The organism is Syntrophales bacterium (genome assembly GCA_023229765.1).
Classification (GTDB): domain Bacteria; phylum Desulfobacterota; class Syntrophia; order Syntrophales; family UBA5619; genus DYTH01.
This window is the reverse complement of sequence record JALNYO010000026.1, coordinates 1-17838: the sequence shown is the minus strand read 5'-3', so window position 1 is coordinate 17838 and position 17838 is coordinate 1. Positions and strand designations below refer to the sequence as shown.

General features: G+C 50.8%; 18 protein-coding genes. 11 read left to right on the top strand and 7 right to left on the bottom strand.

Annotated elements, in window-relative coordinates:
* Positions 1-258 precede the first annotated feature (258 nt).
* The 11 genes from M0P74_12715 (at position 259) to M0P74_12665 (ending at position 9592) form a co-directional block, all read left to right on the top strand.
* Positions 259-1410: a DEAD/DEAH box helicase family protein gene (locus tag M0P74_12715; protein ID MCK9364446.1), complete on the top strand. Its 1152-nt coding sequence runs from the start codon at positions 259-261 to the stop codon at positions 1408-1410.
* A 16-nt stretch (positions 1411-1426) separates the two neighbouring features.
* Complete coding sequence (locus tag M0P74_12710) at positions 1427-2260, top strand: KilA-N domain-containing protein (protein MCK9364445.1); 834 nt, start codon at positions 1427-1429, stop codon at positions 2258-2260.
* Positions 2261-2268: 8 nt separating this feature from the next.
* Entirely contained in the window at positions 2269-2589 is a 321-nt protein-coding gene (locus M0P74_12705) for a hypothetical protein (protein MCK9364444.1), read from the top strand.
* A gap of 110 nt (positions 2590-2699) precedes the next feature.
* A complete protein-coding gene (locus M0P74_12700) occupies positions 2700-4808 on the top strand; it encodes a DUF262 domain-containing HNH endonuclease family protein (GenBank protein MCK9364443.1) in 2109 nt (702 codons plus the stop codon).
* Positions 4808-5152: a hypothetical protein gene (locus M0P74_12695; GenBank protein ID MCK9364442.1), complete on the top strand. Its 345-nt coding sequence runs from the start codon at positions 4808-4810 to the stop codon at positions 5150-5152. Before M0P74_12700 ends, M0P74_12695 begins: the two co-directional genes overlap by 1 nt.
* Before the next feature lie 314 nt (positions 5153-5466).
* Positions 5467-5928, top strand: a complete 462-nt coding sequence (locus tag M0P74_12690) for an ATP-binding protein (protein ID MCK9364441.1) — start codon at positions 5467-5469, stop codon at positions 5926-5928.
* Positions 5915-6766 carry a hypothetical protein gene (locus tag M0P74_12685; GenBank protein MCK9364440.1) on the top strand — a complete coding sequence of 284 codons (852 nt, stop codon included), beginning with the start codon at positions 5915-5917 and terminating at the stop codon, positions 6764-6766. Before M0P74_12690 ends, M0P74_12685 begins: the two co-directional genes overlap by 14 nt.
* A gap of 116 nt (positions 6767-6882) precedes the next feature.
* Positions 6883-7380, top strand: a complete 498-nt coding sequence (locus tag M0P74_12680; GenBank protein MCK9364439.1) for a hypothetical protein — start codon at positions 6883-6885, stop codon at positions 7378-7380.
* Positions 7381-7462: 82 nt separating this feature from the next.
* Positions 7463-8308, top strand: a complete 846-nt coding sequence (locus tag M0P74_12675; protein ID MCK9364438.1) for a hypothetical protein — start codon at positions 7463-7465, stop codon at positions 8306-8308.
* A 132-nt stretch (positions 8309-8440) separates the two neighbouring features.
* Complete coding sequence (locus tag M0P74_12670) at positions 8441-8968, top strand: hypothetical protein (GenBank protein ID MCK9364437.1); 528 nt, start codon at positions 8441-8443, stop codon at positions 8966-8968.
* 60 nt (positions 8969-9028) lie between these two features.
* Entirely contained in the window at positions 9029-9592 is a 564-nt protein-coding gene (locus tag M0P74_12665; GenBank protein ID MCK9364436.1) for a hypothetical protein, read from the top strand.
* A gap of 59 nt (positions 9593-9651) precedes the next feature.
* Here the strand turns inward: M0P74_12665 and M0P74_12660 are convergent, their stop codons facing one another.
* From M0P74_12660 to M0P74_12630, 7 genes are all read right to left on the bottom strand, one after another.
* Positions 9652-10449, bottom strand: coding sequence for an enoyl-CoA hydratase-related protein (locus M0P74_12660; GenBank protein ID MCK9364435.1), 798 nt, complete (start codon positions 10447-10449; stop codon positions 9652-9654).
* 128 nt (positions 10450-10577) lie between these two features.
* A complete protein-coding gene (locus M0P74_12655) occupies positions 10578-12383 on the bottom strand; it encodes a long-chain fatty acid--CoA ligase (GenBank protein MCK9364434.1) in 1806 nt (601 codons plus the stop codon).
* A gap of 51 nt (positions 12384-12434) precedes the next feature.
* Positions 12435-13217 (bottom strand): ABC transporter ATP-binding protein, encoded by a 783-nt coding sequence (locus tag M0P74_12650; protein MCK9364433.1) that lies wholly within the window; start codon positions 13215-13217, stop codon positions 12435-12437.
* Positions 13217-14005 carry an ABC transporter ATP-binding protein gene (locus tag M0P74_12645; GenBank protein ID MCK9364432.1) on the bottom strand — a complete coding sequence of 263 codons (789 nt, stop codon included), beginning with the start codon at positions 14003-14005 and terminating at the stop codon, positions 13217-13219. The genes M0P74_12650 and M0P74_12645 overlap by 1 nt, the downstream gene beginning before the upstream one ends.
* Before the next feature lie 196 nt (positions 14006-14201).
* Positions 14202-15398 carry an ABC transporter substrate-binding protein gene (locus M0P74_12640; GenBank protein MCK9364431.1) on the bottom strand — a complete coding sequence of 399 codons (1197 nt, stop codon included), beginning with the start codon at positions 15396-15398 and terminating at the stop codon, positions 14202-14204.
* A 142-nt stretch (positions 15399-15540) separates the two neighbouring features.
* Positions 15541-16416, bottom strand: a complete 876-nt coding sequence (locus tag M0P74_12635) for a branched-chain amino acid ABC transporter permease (GenBank protein MCK9364430.1) — start codon at positions 16414-16416, stop codon at positions 15541-15543.
* A 208-nt stretch (positions 16417-16624) separates the two neighbouring features.
* Entirely contained in the window at positions 16625-17695 is a 1071-nt protein-coding gene (locus tag M0P74_12630; GenBank protein ID MCK9364429.1) for a branched-chain amino acid ABC transporter permease, read from the bottom strand.
* Positions 17696-17838: the final 143 nt, after the last annotated feature.

The window sequence follows — 17838 nt, the reverse complement described above, 5'->3', positions numbered from 1 at the left end:
CCAGAAGCGTCGCGGGAATGACAGAAAGGGAGTTTTGCAATTACCTAATAGGTAATATAAAATTTCAGAATCATCCCCTAAATTCCCCTAATTTCATTGACAAATTGCATATTAAGTGATTGAGTGGCCCCGCTTTTCGGCTGGTTTGTTTCATCGTAAAAACAGCAAGCGGTTCCTTCCGCAGATTTCCCCGGAATCAGGGGGCAGGGGAAAGACCGTTATGGCGCCTGACCAACCGTGGCGATACTGAGGAAGCGAGTGGCATATAAGGAAGCTACAGCCCGTATAAAAATCAACAAGCTGCTCGAAGCGGCGGGCTGGCGTTTCTTTCCGGAAGGGAACGCGCCCGCCAACATCCGCCTCGAGCCCAGTGTGACGATCAAGTCATCCGATCTGGAAGCGCTTGGCGAGAATTTCGAGAAGACGAGCAAGGGATTCATTGACTTTCTGCTGCTCGACGCCAAAGGATTCCCGCTCATAGTTCTAGAGGCCAAAGCGGAGGACAAGAACCCGCTTGCCGGCAAGGAGCAGGCCCGCAAGTACGCCAAGTCCCAGAACTGCCGCTTCGTCATCCTCTCCAACGGCAATCTCCACTACTTCTGGGACTTGGAGCGCGGCAACCCCTATATCATCACGTCCTTTCCGACGCCGGAGTCGGTGATCGGCTACCGGCAGGTCACGCCCAACCCGCAACGCCTCATAGAAGACCAGGTCGGCGACGACTATATCGTGCTGACCCAGAGCCCGAACTACCAATCCGCAGCGGCGTGGAAGAACGAGGCCGAACGTCCCGGCTACATCTGTGCCAACAAACTGCGTTTTTTGCGGCCCTATCAGTTGAAGGCTATTCATGCCATGCAACGAGCCGTGAAGGAGGGCAAAGACCGCTTCCTATTCGAGATGGCCACCGGCACCGGCAAGACTCTTGTTGCCGCCGCTGTAATCAAACTGTTTCTCCGCTCCAGCAATGCCAAGCGCGTGCTTTTTCTGGTGGATCGCCTCGAACTGGAGGATCAGGCGATGAAGGCCTTCAAGGCGCTACTGTCCTCCGATTTCAAGACAATCATCTACAAGGAGAACCGCGACGACTGGCGGCGGGCGGAAATCGTTGTGACCACGGTGCAGTCGCTGCTCTTCAACAACAAATACCAGAGGCTCTTCTCGCCGACCGATTTCGACCTGGTCATCTCCGACGAAGCGCACCGCTCCATCGGCGGCAACGCCCGCGCCGTCTTCGATTATTTCATCGGCTATAAGCTCGGCCTCACCGCCACGCCCCGCGACTACCTCAGGCGGTTTGACAAAACCAATCCTTCCACCCGCGACTTCCGCGCCGTGCAGGAGAAGTACCGCACGCTCATCCCTAGTTACGTCAAGGACTACGCCTCCTTGAACCAGTTCGCCGCATAGTGTAAAGGAGGAATCCATGGACAAGACCAGGAAATCAACCATCGAAGTAAAGGGCACTGCTATCACGGTGTTGTCGCAGAAGGAAACGGACTTCATCTGCCTTACAGACATCGCACGTGTCAAGAACGCCGACCGCTCCGACGACCTTGTGCGCAACTGGCTCAGAAACCGTAATACAGTTGAATTTCTCGGTATTTGGGAGCAGCTCAACAACCCTGATTTTAATTCCGTCGAATTCGACGGAATTAAAATGCTGGCCGGGTTGAATAGCTTCGCCCTGACCCCGAAACAGTGGATAGAGAAGACAAAAGCCATAGGCATCGTTTCCCACACCGGACGCTACGGCGGCACCTACGCACACAAGGACATCGCCTTTGAATTCGCTTCCTGGATATCGGTTGAGTTCAAACTCTACCTCATCAAGGAATTCCAGCGTCTCAAGGAAGATGAAAATCGCCGCCTGTCACTCGCCTGGAACCTGAACCGTACCCTTTCCAAGCTCAACTACCACATTCATACCGACGCGATCAAAGAGCACCTCATTCCCGCGGTCATAACCTCCGCCCAAGCAGCCATCACCTATGCCAGCGAGGCCGACCTCTTAAATGTCGCCCTTTTCGGCCAGACCGCCAAACAGTGGCGGGACGTCAATCCCAAGCTTGAAGGGAACATGCGCGAGTATGCCACTATCGAACAGCTATTGGTGCTGGCTAATATCGAGGGCATGAACGCCGAGTTTATCCACATGGGTCTCCCGCAGAGCGACCGTCTAAAACGCCTGAACGAAATCGCCATCCGCCAGATGCAGGTACTCACCACAGCGCCCGCACTGAAACAAATCAAGGAATAACAACAACTATGCTCGACACCGACACCAAACGCCGCATCGACACCGCCCGCGACATCCTCGTCGGCAAGGTGCCCGATCCCAAAAGCCAGGTCGAGCAGATCACCATTGCCCTGATCTACAAGTTCATGGACGACATGGACGTCGAGAGCGAGGAGTTTGGCGGCAAGCGCAAATTTTTCGCCGGGGAGTTTGCCCGCTATGGCTGGGCCAAACTCATGCGCTCCGGCCTGGGCGGCCACGAGACCCTGAAGCCCTATGGCTCAGGAACCAGTACGGATGTCCCAGATTTTCGAGAAGTTTCTGCCGTTTTGGTTCTTGACATAGCATAGAGTCCGGCATATTCATGCCTATCGAAGCTGGCACCCAAGTGTGTCTGATAACGGACATCAAGTAAAAGGGCAAGTTAATAAATGGTTATATTCATTAAGAAGGAATTGAAATGGAAGAGCCAAAATCCCTCGACAGTTTGTTCAAAGAGAAGATATTCCGCATACCCGACTATCAACGGGGCTATGCCTGGCGACGAGAACACCTCAAGGATTTTTGGGAGGACCTGCTCAATCTTTCCGACAATCGGTCACATTACACCGGCGTACTTACCCTGAAGCAAATCCCGGATAGCGATATTGAGAAAGGCGACAAAGAGTTTTTTTTGGTAGATGACCATGCCTATCATGTTTATCACGTCGTCGATGGGCAGCAGCGTCTGACCACGTTCATCATCTTCCTGCAAGCTTTTGTTGATTTCATCAAAGCCCTGCCCGAGAATAATGGAAAACCCGATGAGAATATCTACATAACCGAAAGCCTGAGCGTACTGGACTTAACAAGTCGATATCTTTTCAGGATCAAACCCAATGGTTACCAATATCGCACCTACATATTCGGTTACGAGAGCGACATCGCTATTCAAAATTACCTGCAGTTCCGAATTTTTGGCGAGGAGGGTGGCGGATGCGTGGAAGAAACCTTCTACACGCTCAATCTAAGTAATGCAAAAACTTACTTCACCGAACAACTTCAAGAACTGCATGAGCAGGAAGGATTTGAAGGACTCCGAGACGTATATAAAAAGCTGACCAGGCGTTTCCTCTTCAATGAATATGTAATCAAAGATGAGTTTGATGTTTTTGTCGCCTTCGAAACCATGAATAACCGGGGCAAGAAGCTCTCAGATCTGGAACTACTCAAAAATCGTCTGATTTACCTGACCACTCTTTACAGCGACGAGGAACTGGACGCTGCAGCAAGGAAGAATCTGAGAGAGACCATTAACGACGCGTGGAAGGAGGTGTATCGCCAGCTTGGCAGGAACAAGGTACGTCCTCTCAACGATAACGACTTCCTGCGAGCACACTGGATAATGTTTTATAAATATTCTCGGAAAACCGGACAAGATTACATCCGTTTCCTGCTGAATGAGCAGTTCACACCAAAGAAGGTTCTCAAAAAAGTTGCACGGGAGGTGCTTCTGGAAACACCAGAAGAGATACAATCCGAGCAAGGCATAGACGACTCCGATTATGAGAACGGAGACGATGCTGAGGATGGAACGATCACAACCTTAGCTCAGCTACAGCCAACGGAAATCAAAAACTTTGCAAATAGCTTGAAGGATTCCGCCGTTCATTGGTTCAATTCTTTCTATCCCGACCTCGCAACGGGCATGTCTGTTGATGAGCGACAATGGATTGATCGCCTCAACCGAATCGGTATCGGCTATTTCAGACCGTTGGTCATGTCTGTTCTCAAGAAAGAAAAAAATGAGACCGCACGCATCTGTATTTTCAAGAAAATCGAGCGATTCATTTTCGTCATTTTCCGTATGAACTCCGTAATGGCAAATTACGGGAGCAGCGAATTTTATAATGCCGCCAGACAGTTGTACAACAAAGACGACCACGAACGCATCACACCGGAAGATATTATTATGAAACTGGAGAAGAGGCTGTCTTATACCCTGAACGAAGATAAGACGTTCAGGATCAGTGATTTCTACAACAGCCTCTTCAAGAAGTTCAAAGGGGGTTCCGGCTACTACGGGTGGCCTGCTCTACGTTATTTCCTCTACGAGTATGAAACGAGTCTCTCTGAAGGCCTTCCAAAGAAGGTCGAGTGGAGTGATCTTCTGAAAACGGAGAAAGACAAGCTTTCCATCGAGCACATTTACCCGCAGACGGAGACCGACAAGTGGGCTTCTTCCTTCGTCGCTATCGAAAATGAACACCGTCAGCTTTACAGAGCGTCATTGGGCAATTTGCTCTTGCTCTCAATGTCAATCAATGCGTCGCTCCAGAACGACCGTTTTAATGACAAAAAGTGTGTCAAGTACGACTCGACGGGGAAGAAGATCCGCAACGGTTATTCCAACGGTTCCCACTCGGAGATCGAAGTTTCTTCCAAAAACCCTTCATGGGGACCTGGTCAAATCAGGGATAGAGGGAATAATCTGCTCAAGTTCATGGAGGAGCGATGGAACTTCTGCTTCAAGAACGACGAGGAACGAGAGAAATTGCTCTTCTTGAACTTTGAGGACGCGAGCGAATAATGAATGATTCAATTGCTTTGCCAGATGCTTTGCGGAAGTTCATCGAATCCTCGCAATGGACTTTTGCCAAGACAATGCCGGAATGGCCCCACGAGTATCTGGTTCGAGACCGGGTCGACAGAGTGCTCTTCGAAGCTTTGTCCCGCCACATCCGTCAACACGGTATAGAGCAGAGCTTTTACCAACGCGTTCTCACCTACTTCGCCGAAGATGGATTACTTTACTGGACGATGGGAGAACCAATTGAAGAAACAACGATCATCAATCGTTGCAAGGAGGAGGAGTCATATGAAAACCGTCTCAGGAATGGGACGCTTCCCCGCGACAATCGAGCAGAAAAATGAAGCAGAACAAATAAGGTGCAGCGAATCCCTACCGGCCGTCACGTCGAGTGCTTGGTCGGTTCGCTCCTGGAACCTGTCGGAAACATGTGTAAATCTGGGGATATCCATACCAGTTATTGCAGAGACCAGTATAGTGTCTCCAGTTTTCGACTTCTAAGAATGACGAATTCGCCATAATTTGGAAATGGAAGGACGCTTCCTCATGTTTATCATTAAGACTGATTTTATTCGGGAAGCGCCCCCCATTTTTACCTATGGCCCTGCATGGGATTACATCCTCCTGCCGGACGGTGGGCGATTGTGAGGGAACCTGAATGCCATTACCGATCAATGTCCATGAACTGCTCCGCGGCAAGAGTGTCGAATGGGAGCGACCGGAGTTTAAGGAGGGGTGGAACCCCCTCGGCACGCTGCATACGATCTGCGCCTTTGCCAACGACTTCCACAATCTGGGCGGCGGCTATATCGTTGTCGGGGTTGGGGAGAAGAGCGGACAGCCGGTTTTGTCGCCCAAAGGGCTTGACCCCGGCAGCATAGACGCCATCCAGAAGGGGATTCTCAACCTCGGACACAGCGCCATCCAGCCGGACTACCACGCTATCGTCGTACCCTATGAAATCGACGGGCGCACCATCCTTCTGATCTGGGCGCCGGGTGGCCAGACCCGCCCGTACAGGGCAAAGCTCAAGTTGGGCAAGAACGATAAAGAGTACGGCTATTTCATCCGCAAAGGCTCCAGTACCGTCCGGGCAAAAGGAGCGAATGATGCAGATTGACGTGGTCTGGTTCCCCGAGGAAGGACCGGGCGGCAACAAGTTCTCCGAAAAGATATTCAAGGGGCCTTTGCCGCGGATGACCCGTGACGCGCTGGATTACATCAAGCGCAACTTTGTCAGCGAAACCGTCATCAAGCATCCGGGGCGCGCCGAGTCCTCCCGCGTCGAGAATATTCCTTACATCGCCATTGAAGAAGCGGTGGTGAATGCCGTTTACCACCGCGGCTACGATGTCCGGGAGCCGGTGGAAATCCGCATTATGCATGACGAGTTGGTGGTTTTGAGTTACCCCGGTCCCGACCGTTCCGTGCGCCTGGAGCAGCTTCGGGTCGGAAAGGCCATGCCTCGACGCTACCGGAATCGGCGCATCGGCGAGTTCCTGAAGGAGCTGGAGTTCACCGAAGTCCGTTCCACCGGCATTCCCAAGATCATCGCTGCCATGAAGGCCAACGGCTCGCCTCCTGCCGAATTTGACTTCGACGAAGACCATAGCTACTTTATGGTACACCTGCCGGTGCATCCGGCGGCATTGGAGGTAGCCGATTTAGAGTTGGCGGAATTGGCTGATGCTTTGACCCCGCAAGTCACCCCGCAAGTCAGTCGGCTGCTGGAGGCTTTGATCGGTGATATGTCCCGTGCCGAGCTCATGAGCACGCTCGTACTCAAAGACCGCATGCATTTCGCGAACGATTACCTTCGACCTGCGCTGGAGGCGGATCTGATCCAATACACCATTCCCGATAAACCCAATAGTCGTCTCCAGCAGTACCGACTTACAGAGAAAGGGCGTGCCGTGGTTGTCTCGCTGAAGCGGTTGATTCTGGAAGCGGCTCAATAACCCTGATTTTAATTCCCTCGAATTCGAGGGGTTTAAAACCAAGGCCGGAAGTGCGATCCGGCAGATGAAATAGAAAATTGAATGCGTATTATTAACAAGATGTTGGAGATTCGGCCATGACAAAAGACCTGACCAACTCGTCCGTCCACCGCCAGAACATTCTCAACAACCCTTACGCTCTCCAGGAGATCGAGAAGGCGACCCGGATCAGCGGCATCCCTTTTGAAGGAAAGAGCGTTGTACTCAAGGAACAGGTGGCTTCCTTTTTCGAGGTGACTCCCCGCACGGTGGACAACTACATCGAAAAATTCGGGGACGAACTGCGCCAAAACGGGTACGAGGTGATACGTGATAACCGATTGAAAACATTAAAGTCATCGATTTCCACGATGGATGTTAACGAAATGAATTTCGTTAACATCAAAACGCCCATAATCGGCACCTTTGACTTCCGTGCCTTTCTGAACTTGGTTATGCTGATGCTGGAGAGCGAGCGTGCTGCACTGCTGCGTAAGGCGATCCTGGATATCGTCATTGACACCATCAACGCGCGCACCGGCAGCGGGGCACCAAGTCTTGAACCCTCTTCTCAATGCCGGATTTGGGGACATTGACGAGCGGTTCTATGACAGCGTGGAGTCGTTCACTGGCGTCTGGGGCAAAGAGACGTGAAAAAGAATCAGGAGGATAAAATCCATGAATGATATTGCCTTGGCCGTTTTTGAAAGCTATAAAATCCGACGTCATTACGACGAGGAGAATGAAAGGTGGTATTTTTCAGTCGTCGATATTGTCGCGGCTCTGATCCAGCAGCCGGATTATCAAGCGGCAAGAAACTATTGGAAAGTGTTGAAAAATCGACTAAACAAGGAAGGCAGTCAAACGGTTACAAAATGTAACCGTTTGAAGATGGTTGCAGAAGACGGCAAGATGCGCCTTACCGACGTTGCCGATCCGGAAACACTTTTGCGCCTGATACAATCTGTTCCGAGTCCCAAGGCAGAGCCGATCAAGCTCTGGCTCGCAAAAGTCGGTTATGAACGCCTGCAGGATATGAGCGACCCTGCCCGTTCGCTGGACCGTGCCCGTGAATATTGGCAGCAGCACGGCAGAAGCGAGAAGTGGATCCAGCAACGCATGATGGGGCAGGAAACCCGCAACAAGCTTACCGATTACTGGAAAGAACATGAAATCACCAAAGAAGATGAGTACGCTATTCTCACGAATATCATTCATCAGGAATGGAGTGGTGTCTCAGTGAAGAAACACAAAGGCATCAAAGGACTTAAAACACAGAATCTGCGTGATCATATGACTGAAGCGGAGCTTATCTTTACGGCTCTGGCAGAACTGTCAACACGGCAAATTGCCGAAAGCGTCAATGCCACCGGCATGCCCGAAAACGAAGAGGCCGGAATTAAAGGCGGCCGGATAGCAAAAAGCGCCCGCCTGCAACTGGAATCCAAAACGGGTAAAAGCATCATTACCGGTGATAACTATCTTCCGCCGGCACGGAAGCCAAAGCAGATCATAAAAACGTAGTGGCTAAGGGAATTGGCCGATACTGACACCTTGCAAGTTGCCGGGCAAGTCCAGCGACTGCTGGCTGTATGTAATTGAGCCGAAGGCACGCCGGAAGGAGAGAGATGTGCCCTTCCAGAGTAGGAGGAATACTTGAAAGACATATTGGCCAACATTACTTCGGATCAGGCTTTCCACATATTAAAGGTGCTTTTGGAGAAACGAAGTGATGTTAGGGAGATAATTGTTAGCGAGGCGGAAAAACTACTAGCCCCGGTCGATCCTGATGAGATTGCCGAGGACCTGTTTTTCGCTTTGGAGTCAATCGACGTACATGAGTTATGGGATAGGTCCGGTTCGCACAGCGATGGATACACCTCTCCCGAAGACATGGCCATGGAAATGGTTGAGGAGGAGATTGACCCATTTAGCGACCAAATCATGAGATATCATAACCTTGGACTGCACGAGGAGGAGAAGTTATATTGCATGGGAGTTCTTCAAGGACTTTACAGATTTGACAAGGAAGCAAAATCCGAATTCCGGGATTGGGCATCTGACGTAGCCGGTGAATGCTTCGATTTTGTTCTCAGAAATTGGCAAAAACAAAAAGGGAACGAGCGATTTACAGGCCAAATGGATGAGTTCATCAAAGTAACCTGCCCAAAATGGGCAAGGTAGTACCGTTCCGTTTGAATTATTGCCCGCCTTAAAACGCGTCCAATCGGGAGGATTCAAATCATGAAAAATACTACCAAGAAACCGGGCGGCTGGAGCGCGACCCGCCAACAAATAGCCACTTGGGAGAAACCCGCGCTGCTCGCCCTGGTGAAAGACCTTTATGAAAATTCCGATGAGAATCGCAACTTTATCCATGCCCGCTGTCAGACCGGAGAGGGCGGCGGCGAGGCTCTGGAGAAGTATCGGGCCAAGATTGTGGCGCAGTTCTTTCCCGCACGAGGCGATGGCAAGCTGAAGTTAGGAGAGGCGCGCAAGGCGATCTGCGATTACCGCAAGGCCACGTGCAACCTTGCCGGTACGGTGGAACTGCTGATGACTTATGTGGAAAACGGCGCCAGATTCACCCGCGAGTATGGGGATATCGACGAACGGTTTTACGACAGCGTGGAGTCTGCACTGGAGGAGCTTGCCGACCTGCTGCACGCTGAGGCGCGGGAGATGTATCCACAGCTTCGTGATCGCTTGACGAGAGTGGAACGGATGACCGACGGCATCGGCTGGGGATTTCACGATTTCATCGGAGATGTCGTCAGGCAGTTGGAGAAGGAACTCGGCGGCCGCTGACCAGTACTCTTGGAGATTTACAACTAACGCCGCAGCGGCGCGACTTTAGCCGCTTTTAGTTACTCGCCCCGGAATACCGGTTTCCGTTTTTCGGCAAATGCGGCGAGGGCCTCCAAGCGGTCTTTGGTGGGGATGGTCACATCATAGGCCTTTGATTCGAGCGAAAGGGCAACGCCAAGGGATGCCTCCGTCCCATAGTTCAGCGCAAACTTCGCCTGGGCAACCCCGATCGGACCGTTTTTCGCTATCTCCCGAGCCATCTCCAGCGCCGCCGCCATCAGCTCCGCCGGTTCGACAACGCGATTGACCAGACCGATCCGGAGGGCGGTCTCGGCGTCTATCCTTCTGGCAGTAAAGATCAGTTCTTTTGCCTTCGCAAGTCCGACGATCCTCGGCAGCCGCTGGGTGCCGCCGCCGCCCGGAATGATGCCGAGGCTGGTCTCGGTCAGCCCCATGATTACGTTGGAGGAGGCGATTCTGATATCGGAGGCAAGGGCGAGCTCCGCGCCGCCGCCAAAAGCATATCCGTTTATCGCCGCGATTACCGGCACACGCACCTGCTCCACGGCGGTAAAGGTGTTGCGGATCGTGAAGATAAAACGGCGCACCTGATCATCGCTCAGGGTGCGGCGCTCCTTCAGGTCGGCACCGGTCGAAAAAGAGGATTTTTTAGGGTCTCCTCCTGCCGCGCCGGTTATAATTATGCAGCGGAGGGTTTGGTCAAAATTTGCCTCGCGGATTGTATCGGAAAGCTCCGCAAGGAGTTCAAAATTAAAGCAGTTCATCGCCTCGGGGCGATTGAGCGTGAGGATCAGGATTCCTTCCTCGGTCCTTTCCTTCAAGAGAATATCAACCATGTGAACTCCTTATAATTTATAAACATAATAGATAATTGCAGACATATTCATCGGTAAGCGGGTTTAAATTGCCCTCCATCATAGCCCTCCCCCGCAGGGGGTATTTCTCGGGACAGTCTCCCCTGCCCTTAATCTCCTTTGTACATCGACTCTATCAGATCGGCATATTGCGCATTGATGAACTTGCGTTTGACCTTCATGGTCGGGGTTACCTCACCGTCTTCGGTATAGAGCTTTTTATCGAGGATACGGAATTTACGGATATTTTCAACCCGCGCCACCTGATCATTGACCTTGTTTATCTCTTCCTGAATAAGATTTATCACCTCTGCCGTATGCGTCAAACTTGCAAACGTGGTGAATTGAACCTTCATATCCTGCGCGTATTTGACCACGTTTTCCTCATCAATTACTATGATGGCGCTGACAAACTTGCGTTTGTCGCCGATAACCACCGCATCGTTTATGTAAGGTGAAAATTTCAAAAGATTTTCTATGAACTGCGGGGCGATATTCTTGCCGCCGGCGGTAATGATCAAATCCTTTTTACGATCAGTGATCTTAAGAAAGCCATCCGGATCAATCTCACCGACATCGCCGGTATGCATCCATCCGTCCTGCAGGGCCTCGCGGGTTGTCTCCTCATCGCGGTAATAACCCTTGAATATCCCCTTGTGACGAACAAGAATCTCTCCATCCTCGGCAATAACGACCTCTGTTTCCGGAAGAGCCCTGCCGACCGTTCCTATCTTGAAGTTCTTTTCTTCAGACATATGGGTAATGCCGGTGGTCTCCGTCATCCCATAACCTTCGCGGATTGGAATTCCTATGCTCTGAAAATATTTCAATATACTGGCTGAAATCGGCGCGGCGCCGGAAAAACCAATTTTCACGCGGTCAAAACCAAGACGCTCCTTGAGCTTGCGGAAAGTTACAAAATACGCAATCTGGTAAGCAATTGTTAACCATAGCGAAACCGGACTACCCGACAGTTTTTGGTTATTGTAACGTTCTCCGATCATGATTGATGTCTTGTAAACGAGTTTTTTAAAAGGCGTGGCATCCTTCATCTTCAGGACAATGCCGGAGTAATATTTTTCCCAAATCCTCGGCACCGCATGAAACAACGTCGGAGAGACATCCTTCATGTCCGCCATAACCGTGTCGGTGTTTTCAGTAAAGTTTACGGTGTGGCCGACCGTCATATGCACCATCATATCAAAAATCTGTTCATATACGTGATTTAATGGAAGAAATGATATAGTTTCATCGTCCGGGCTGCCCTGGGTAACGATGGTGGCTTTCTGCCCCACCCAAAGATACCCCTCATGCGAGAGCATGGCCCCCTTGGGAGGACCAGTTGTCCCCGAAGTATAGATAATGCCTGCTATATCCTCCCCTTTTCCCAGAGCAATAAGTTCATCAAAAAGTTTAGGCATCGCTTTGTCGATCTTTTCTCCAAGCGCGAGCAACTCGTCAAAGCTCATCACCATCGGGTCATGAAAATCACGCAATCCTTCCGTGTCCCAGACGATCATCTTTTTAAGGGCGGGGGTATTCTGGCGAAAGGTGAGGGCCTTGTCCAATTGTTCTTCGTCTTCGCAGAGATAGACAACCGACTCGGAATGGCCTACTACATATTCGCACTCCTTGACGGGATTGGTCGTATAAACGCCGACAAAAGTGGCGCCCGCGGACATCGCCCCAAAGGCGCAGTAGAGCCACTCCGGTTTGTTTTCGCCAATGATTGATACATGATCGCCCTTGCGCACGCCCAGTTCGTGCAGCCCCAGGGCTACGTATTTGACCTTTTGCAGATATTCCGACCAGTGGACGTCTTTCCAGATGCCAAGATCCTTGTATCGCAATGCCACCCTTTCCGGCTGCAAGCCCGTCATGTTAATCAAGGCCTTGGGCAGTGTATCTATAAGCATGCCGCTTTTCTCCCTATTGGCATAATATTTAATTCAAACTGCTTTTTCGTTTTACCGGAAACGGACCTTGCGGCGATAACGCTTGTAGCCCTTCACCGAAACCTCTTTGGCTATCCCCAGATAAAACTCTTTGACGTCCTCGTCTTCCCGCAAAACCTCCGGCTTGTCGGCGCGGACGATCCGGCCGTTTTCCATAAGAAACGCGAAATTGGAATACTTCAACGCCATATTGACATTCTGCTCGACCAGCAGAATCGTGACCCCGTCTTGCTTATTGATGTCGGCAATGATCGTGAAGATCTCCTGCGTCAGCAGCGGCGACAGGCCCAGGGAAGGTTCATCGAGCATCAGCAATTTGGGACGGCTCATCAGGGCCCGCCCGATGGCCAGCATCTGCTGCTCGCCGCCGCTGAGATGCCCGGCCTCCTGATCGCACCTTTTTTTCAGGATCGGGAAGTATTCAAATATACGTTCTATATCGTCATTGATCCCTTTTCTGTCTCTTCTGGTATAGGCGCCCATCCGGATATTTTCCATAACGGAAAGTTCCGGAAAAACCTCTCGTCCTTCCGGTACATAGCTTATCCCCATGCGAACGATTTCATCGGTATTTTTGCGATCAATGCGCTCGCCGAGAAATTCAATGGTCCCCTTTTCCGGCTGCTCCTCTTTTAAATCATAGAGAAGCCGCATGATCGTCTTGAGCGTTGTTGTCTTGCCGGCGCCATTTGAACCCAACAGGGCAACGATATCGCCCTGTTTTATTTCAAAAGAGATGCCGTGGAGGGCCCTGATCAAATCGTACCAGGTTTCGATATTGCTTACTTTCAGCATCAGCGCTCCTCCCCAAGATAGGCCTTGATAACCTCCGGGTGGCTCTGCACGACTGCCGCAGTCCCTTCAACAATCTTCTGCCCCTGATTCACCGCAAGTATCCGGTCGGAGATGCCCATGATCATCTTCATATCGTGTTCAATAAGCAGGATCGTAACCTTATAATCTGCCTGAATATCCTTTATCCAGATATTCAGGTCTTCCTTCTCCTCGGTGTTCATCCCTGCGGATGGTTCATCGAGCAGAAGGACTTGCGGTTCTAGCGCGAGCGCCCGCCCCAGTTCGACCAGCTTGCGCTTGCCATAGGGCAGGTTCCCCACATAGCTGTTGCGAACAGACTGAAGGTCAAGAAAATCTATTATCTTTTCCACTATTTTCCGGTTGGCTATCTCCTCTTTTGCGGCAAATGATCCTCTGCCCCAAAGAAAGGCGCCGGCAAAAACACCGGTTTTCATATGCAGATGCCTTCCCAGCATCAGGTTATCCATTACCGTCGCCTTGCCAAAAAGCTCTATGTTCTGGAAGGTTCGGGCAACCCCTTTGCGGGCGATGTGATCCGGGGAAAGCCCTACGAGATTTTCCCCATTGCAGATAATACTGCCGTGGCTGGGCTTGTATATTCCGCTGATCATGTTGAAAATGGTAGTCTTGCCGGAGCCGTTCGGCCCGATTATGGAAAAGATGGAATTCTTTTCGACGCTGAAGCTGATATCATTGACCGCCTTCAGGCCGCCAAAGCTTATGCTTAAATTTTCAACCTTAAAATGATCCATTTCCGGAAATTCCATTCATTTAATTCTGACTCTCCAATACAACCGCTCCGCACCTGCATCTATTTCAGAGAAATCCGTTTCCACCTTGGTCATCCCACAAAAGGAGAGAGGGAATGTTATTTGCCCAAAGTGAGGGCAGCGGAAACGCTATTTTCCCACTGCCCTCTAAAAAGCATCTTGCAATTCAACAAAAAGCTGCCGGACTCCGCGGTTACTTATTCCATGTGGCCAGATCGTTCTTTGTCCAGCCCTGAAGGTCAATGTAGCTGCCATTCGGCCCGCATTTCTGAATCATTACCGAATCGGTGCCCTGATGCTGCTTTTCCGTCCAGGTGACAGGAGGGCCGATTGTCTGGTGTCCTTTGGTGGAATTTAACGCCTTTAAAAGCGACTCCGTGCTCAAGTCTCTTCCGGCCCTCTTTAGAGCGTCAACAATCGGGTCGGCAAAGAGCAGACCCGCCAGATAAAAGGTCCCCCAGCGCTCCTGCGGGGCAAGCCTTTTGGCCGCCTCACGGTATTTAACCATGTATTTGTTGGTGGTTGAGCTGGGAATCTCTCCGAAAGCGCCCGTTATAACACCTTCCCAGAGGCCGCCGGTAATCTTGAACATAAGCGGGTAATCGGAAAGCGTGTTCGAGGAAACCCACTGCGGTTTGAATCCGACATTCGCGCTCGTCTTCAGGGCAATAACAGCGGTAGTGGGACCAACAAACATCATGACGGTATCGGCGCCGGAATTCTTCAGGCGCAGGATTTGTGATCCCAGATCCTTTTCCGTCGGCTCCACGGGAATTTCCGCTACAAACTGCATTTTGTAAGTAGCCAATCGTTTCTTTGCCCCATCCAGACCATCTTTTCCGTAGGCGTCATTCTGATAGAGCATAGCTATTTTTTTGGATTTGAGATTTTCGACGATGTATTTCGCAAGGATGCTCGCCTCATCGTTGTAGAGAGGGTAAACGGCAAACAAATACGGATCAAGTGGCTTGATGAAGTTGTCATCGGCTGCGGAAGGACCAACCCATACAATCTTGTTTTTGGAAAGATAATCCTTGACAGCCATGCCGCAGGCAGCGCCAACGCCGCCGACAAAGGCAAAGACCCCCTGGCGCTCGACCAGTTCCTTGACCACCGCCGATGTCTGGGCGGGATTGTACATGTCATCCCGGATAAAATACTTGATCTTCCTGCCGTTAATGCCGCCCTCTTCATTGACGATATCAAAAAGCAGCTTGCTGCCCCTCGCCACCGACCCCCAAGGCGCCGCCGGCCCGGTCTGCGGCCCCCACTGACCGATGCGGATCTCGTTATCGTCAAACCCCGGGGGATTGGCCGCCGATGACAAAGCCGTAAGCGACAATAGCGCCACTAACGCTACCATTGTGACAAAAATTTTCTTGCTGCCCATGATTGTGACCTCCTTTTTTGAACGTTTTGGATTTTCCGTTAGCTGGCTCACTCTATCCACACTTCCGTCCGACAAAAAACAATGACATTCCTTTATCTTAACTCCCATGCCCGGAGCGGGCACAACGAATGATTAAAAAAGTCTAAACCTTCTTTATGTAATGCTTGGCGAAAAGCCCGCTCGGACGTAAGCACAGCACCAGAACTATGACTATAAAGGCGATGATCGGTTTCCATTCCGGCCAGAAATACCCGAAATAGTTCTCAATTAGCCCCATCAGCCCGCCGCCGATAATTACCCCCGGGATGCTCATGAGCCCCCCGAGAACAGCGGCGGCAAAGGCGCGCAGAAACGGCTCCATCATAAAGGCAGGATCGAGCGTTGCCCGGGAGGCAAAAAACATTCCCGCAATCGCACCAATCAGGGAGCTGAACCCCCAGGCGAAGGAGAACATCCTTTCGGTTCTTATCCCCATGATTTTTGCGGCGTTTTTATTCTGCTGCGTCGCCCGCATCGCCGTTCCCAAACGGGTATATTTAAAGAAAACAAAAAGAAAAAGCATGATGAAGGCGGTAACGGCAAGTATAGCGATTGCCCAATTGTTGATAATCATCCCCTTTACTGGTTCGTAGGTAACCGAGGGATTCACGGGGAGGGAAAAGAACTGCTGCTCGGCGCCCCATTTCCAGCTTGCCAGTCCCATAAGAAACATCTCCGCCCCCAGCGTAATAACAATCATTCCCAGTATAGTCGGATGCTTGGCGGGACGTAGGAAGAGAAACTCTATAAGAACCCCCATCACGATTGAAAACAGCATCGTGATCAGGAAAGCCATCCAAAAAGGGTATCCATAAAAATTAAGGATATGAAAGGCAACAAAGGTGGAAAACATCGCCATCTCCCCCTGGGCAAAGTTAACCACCTCTGATGTCTTGTAAATTATTACCACCGCCGTGGCAAAGAGACCATAACAGGCGCCAATTGCCAATCCTTCCACAAAAAGCTGACCAAAGGGCATTTTATCACCTTCCCGAATTATGCTCAGTAGGGGCGATTCGCGACCCCCCTACCAAAGAACGAATCAATGACCCCCAACATTTTTTATGAACAGCAAGCTTCGCTTTCAGTCTCTAAAAGTTTTGAGTCATAGCCGATAAAACTGTTTTTATCAAAGTATCCTAAACACCTACAGACTATCCACCTGAGCAGTTACCAAATATCCATCTCTAAAACGGCCAGGTCATCCAGTATTTTTTAAAACGGATCCAGACGCCGAACATTCCCAGCGGCTCGAAGATGATAATTCCGATCATAATAAGCCCAATGGCCATGCTGCTGAAATTTTCGAGACCTACGGTAGTGAACCACTTATCGGAAATGTAGAGCATGAACTTCCCGAAATAGGGAACCTCGGCGATGTTTTTAAACAGGTCGTACTGCAGATAGGTGATAAGCGTCGCCCCCATGATGCTCCCCGAGACAGTGCCGAGGCCGCCGACGACAACCATCACCAAAAACATGATCGATAAAATCATGTTGAAGGTAAAGGGATCAAAGAATCCCAGGATAAAACCGAAAAGGCCGCCCGCAATGCCGGCATAAAAGGCGCTGACCGCAAAGGCCAGTGTTTTGTAGATGGGTAGATTTACACCGATCACCTCCGCCGCGATATCGCTGTCGCGAATCGCCACAAAGGAGCGGCCAACGCGTGTTTTCAGTATATTGACCGCGCCGACTACCATAATAATCGCGATTATAAGAATCAGGTAATATTTCTGCAGGTCATTCGTCACCGGCAGACTGAAGCCGAGCTGCTTTATTCCCAGATCAAGAGGCGGCGTCTTCATCCCCATCCGACCTCCGAATATTTCCATGGCGCCGATGATATGCATTATCGTCAGCCCAAAACCAAGCGAGGCGATCGCCAGATAGGGGCCCTCCAGCCGCAGGGCCGGCAGCCCCAGAATAAAACCAAAAAAGGCAGCGACAAACGCGGCAATGATAATTGCCAGCAGAAACGGGATATGGAAAGTTGACATGAGCATGGCGGTCCCGTACGCCCCGATCGCAAAAAAACCCGCGTGACCGAGGGATATCTGCCCGGTCGAGCCAGCAAGTATATTCAGACCCACGGCCAGGATCACGTGCACCATGATGATATTCAGCAGGTATATGTAATAATTGGGGGCATAAAGGGGAAAGGTGAAAAGGAGGATCAGCAGGGCGGATGTCCAGAAGAGCACTACCCCGCTCTTGAAGAGCTGAACGTCCTCATAATAATCGCGTTTCATATCCATAGAGAGACACCTCAAAAATGACAGTATTCAGCCGACCGGAGAAGTCATGTAAATAACCGTCAAGCAACTGCAAGGCCGGCAGTGGGCAATAACTATCGAAAGCTGTTTCTGCTGCTGAAATATTTTTTAAAAACGAACAAATT

Excerpts from the sequence above, each read along its gene's own strand:
- M0P74_12630 (MCK9364429.1), bottom strand. The coding sequence starts at position 17,695 with ATGGATATGAAACGCGATTATTATGAGGACGTTCAGCTCTTCAAGAGC.
- M0P74_12640 (MCK9364431.1), bottom strand. The coding sequence starts at position 15,398 with ATGGGCAGCAAGAAAATTTTTGTCACAATGGTAGCGTTAGTGGCGCTA.
- M0P74_12700 (MCK9364443.1), top strand. The coding sequence starts at position 2,700 with ATGGAAGAGCCAAAATCCCTCGACAGTTTGTTCAAAGAGAAGATATTC.
- M0P74_12705 (MCK9364444.1), top strand. The coding sequence starts at position 2,269 with ATGCTCGACACCGACACCAAACGCCGCATCGACACCGCCCGCGACATC.
- M0P74_12665 (MCK9364436.1), top strand. The coding sequence starts at position 9,029 with ATGAAAAATACTACCAAGAAACCGGGCGGCTGGAGCGCGACCCGCCAA.
- M0P74_12685 (MCK9364440.1), top strand. The coding sequence starts at position 5,915 with ATGATGCAGATTGACGTGGTCTGGTTCCCCGAGGAAGGACCGGGCGGC.
- M0P74_12660 (MCK9364435.1), bottom strand. The coding sequence starts at position 10,449 with ATGGTTGATATTCTCTTGAAGGAAAGGACCGAGGAAGGAATCCTGATC.
- M0P74_12650 (MCK9364433.1), bottom strand. The coding sequence starts at position 13,217 with ATGCTGAAAGTAAGCAATATCGAAACCTGGTACGATTTGATCAGGGCC.
- M0P74_12690 (MCK9364441.1), top strand. The coding sequence starts at position 5,467 with ATGCCATTACCGATCAATGTCCATGAACTGCTCCGCGGCAAGAGTGTC.
- M0P74_12695 (MCK9364442.1), top strand. The coding sequence starts at position 4,808 with ATGAATGATTCAATTGCTTTGCCAGATGCTTTGCGGAAGTTCATCGAA.
- M0P74_12655 (MCK9364434.1), bottom strand. The coding sequence starts at position 12,383 with ATGCTTATAGATACACTGCCCAAGGCCTTGATTAACATGACGGGCTTG.
- M0P74_12680 (MCK9364439.1), top strand. The coding sequence starts at position 6,883 with ATGACAAAAGACCTGACCAACTCGTCCGTCCACCGCCAGAACATTCTC.
- M0P74_12675 (MCK9364438.1), top strand. The coding sequence starts at position 7,463 with ATGAATGATATTGCCTTGGCCGTTTTTGAAAGCTATAAAATCCGACGT.
- M0P74_12635 (MCK9364430.1), bottom strand. The coding sequence starts at position 16,416 with ATGCCCTTTGGTCAGCTTTTTGTGGAAGGATTGGCAATTGGCGCCTGT.
- M0P74_12645 (MCK9364432.1), bottom strand. The coding sequence starts at position 14,005 with ATGGAATTTCCGGAAATGGATCATTTTAAGGTTGAAAATTTAAGCATA.
- M0P74_12710 (MCK9364445.1), top strand. The coding sequence starts at position 1,427 with ATGGACAAGACCAGGAAATCAACCATCGAAGTAAAGGGCACTGCTATC.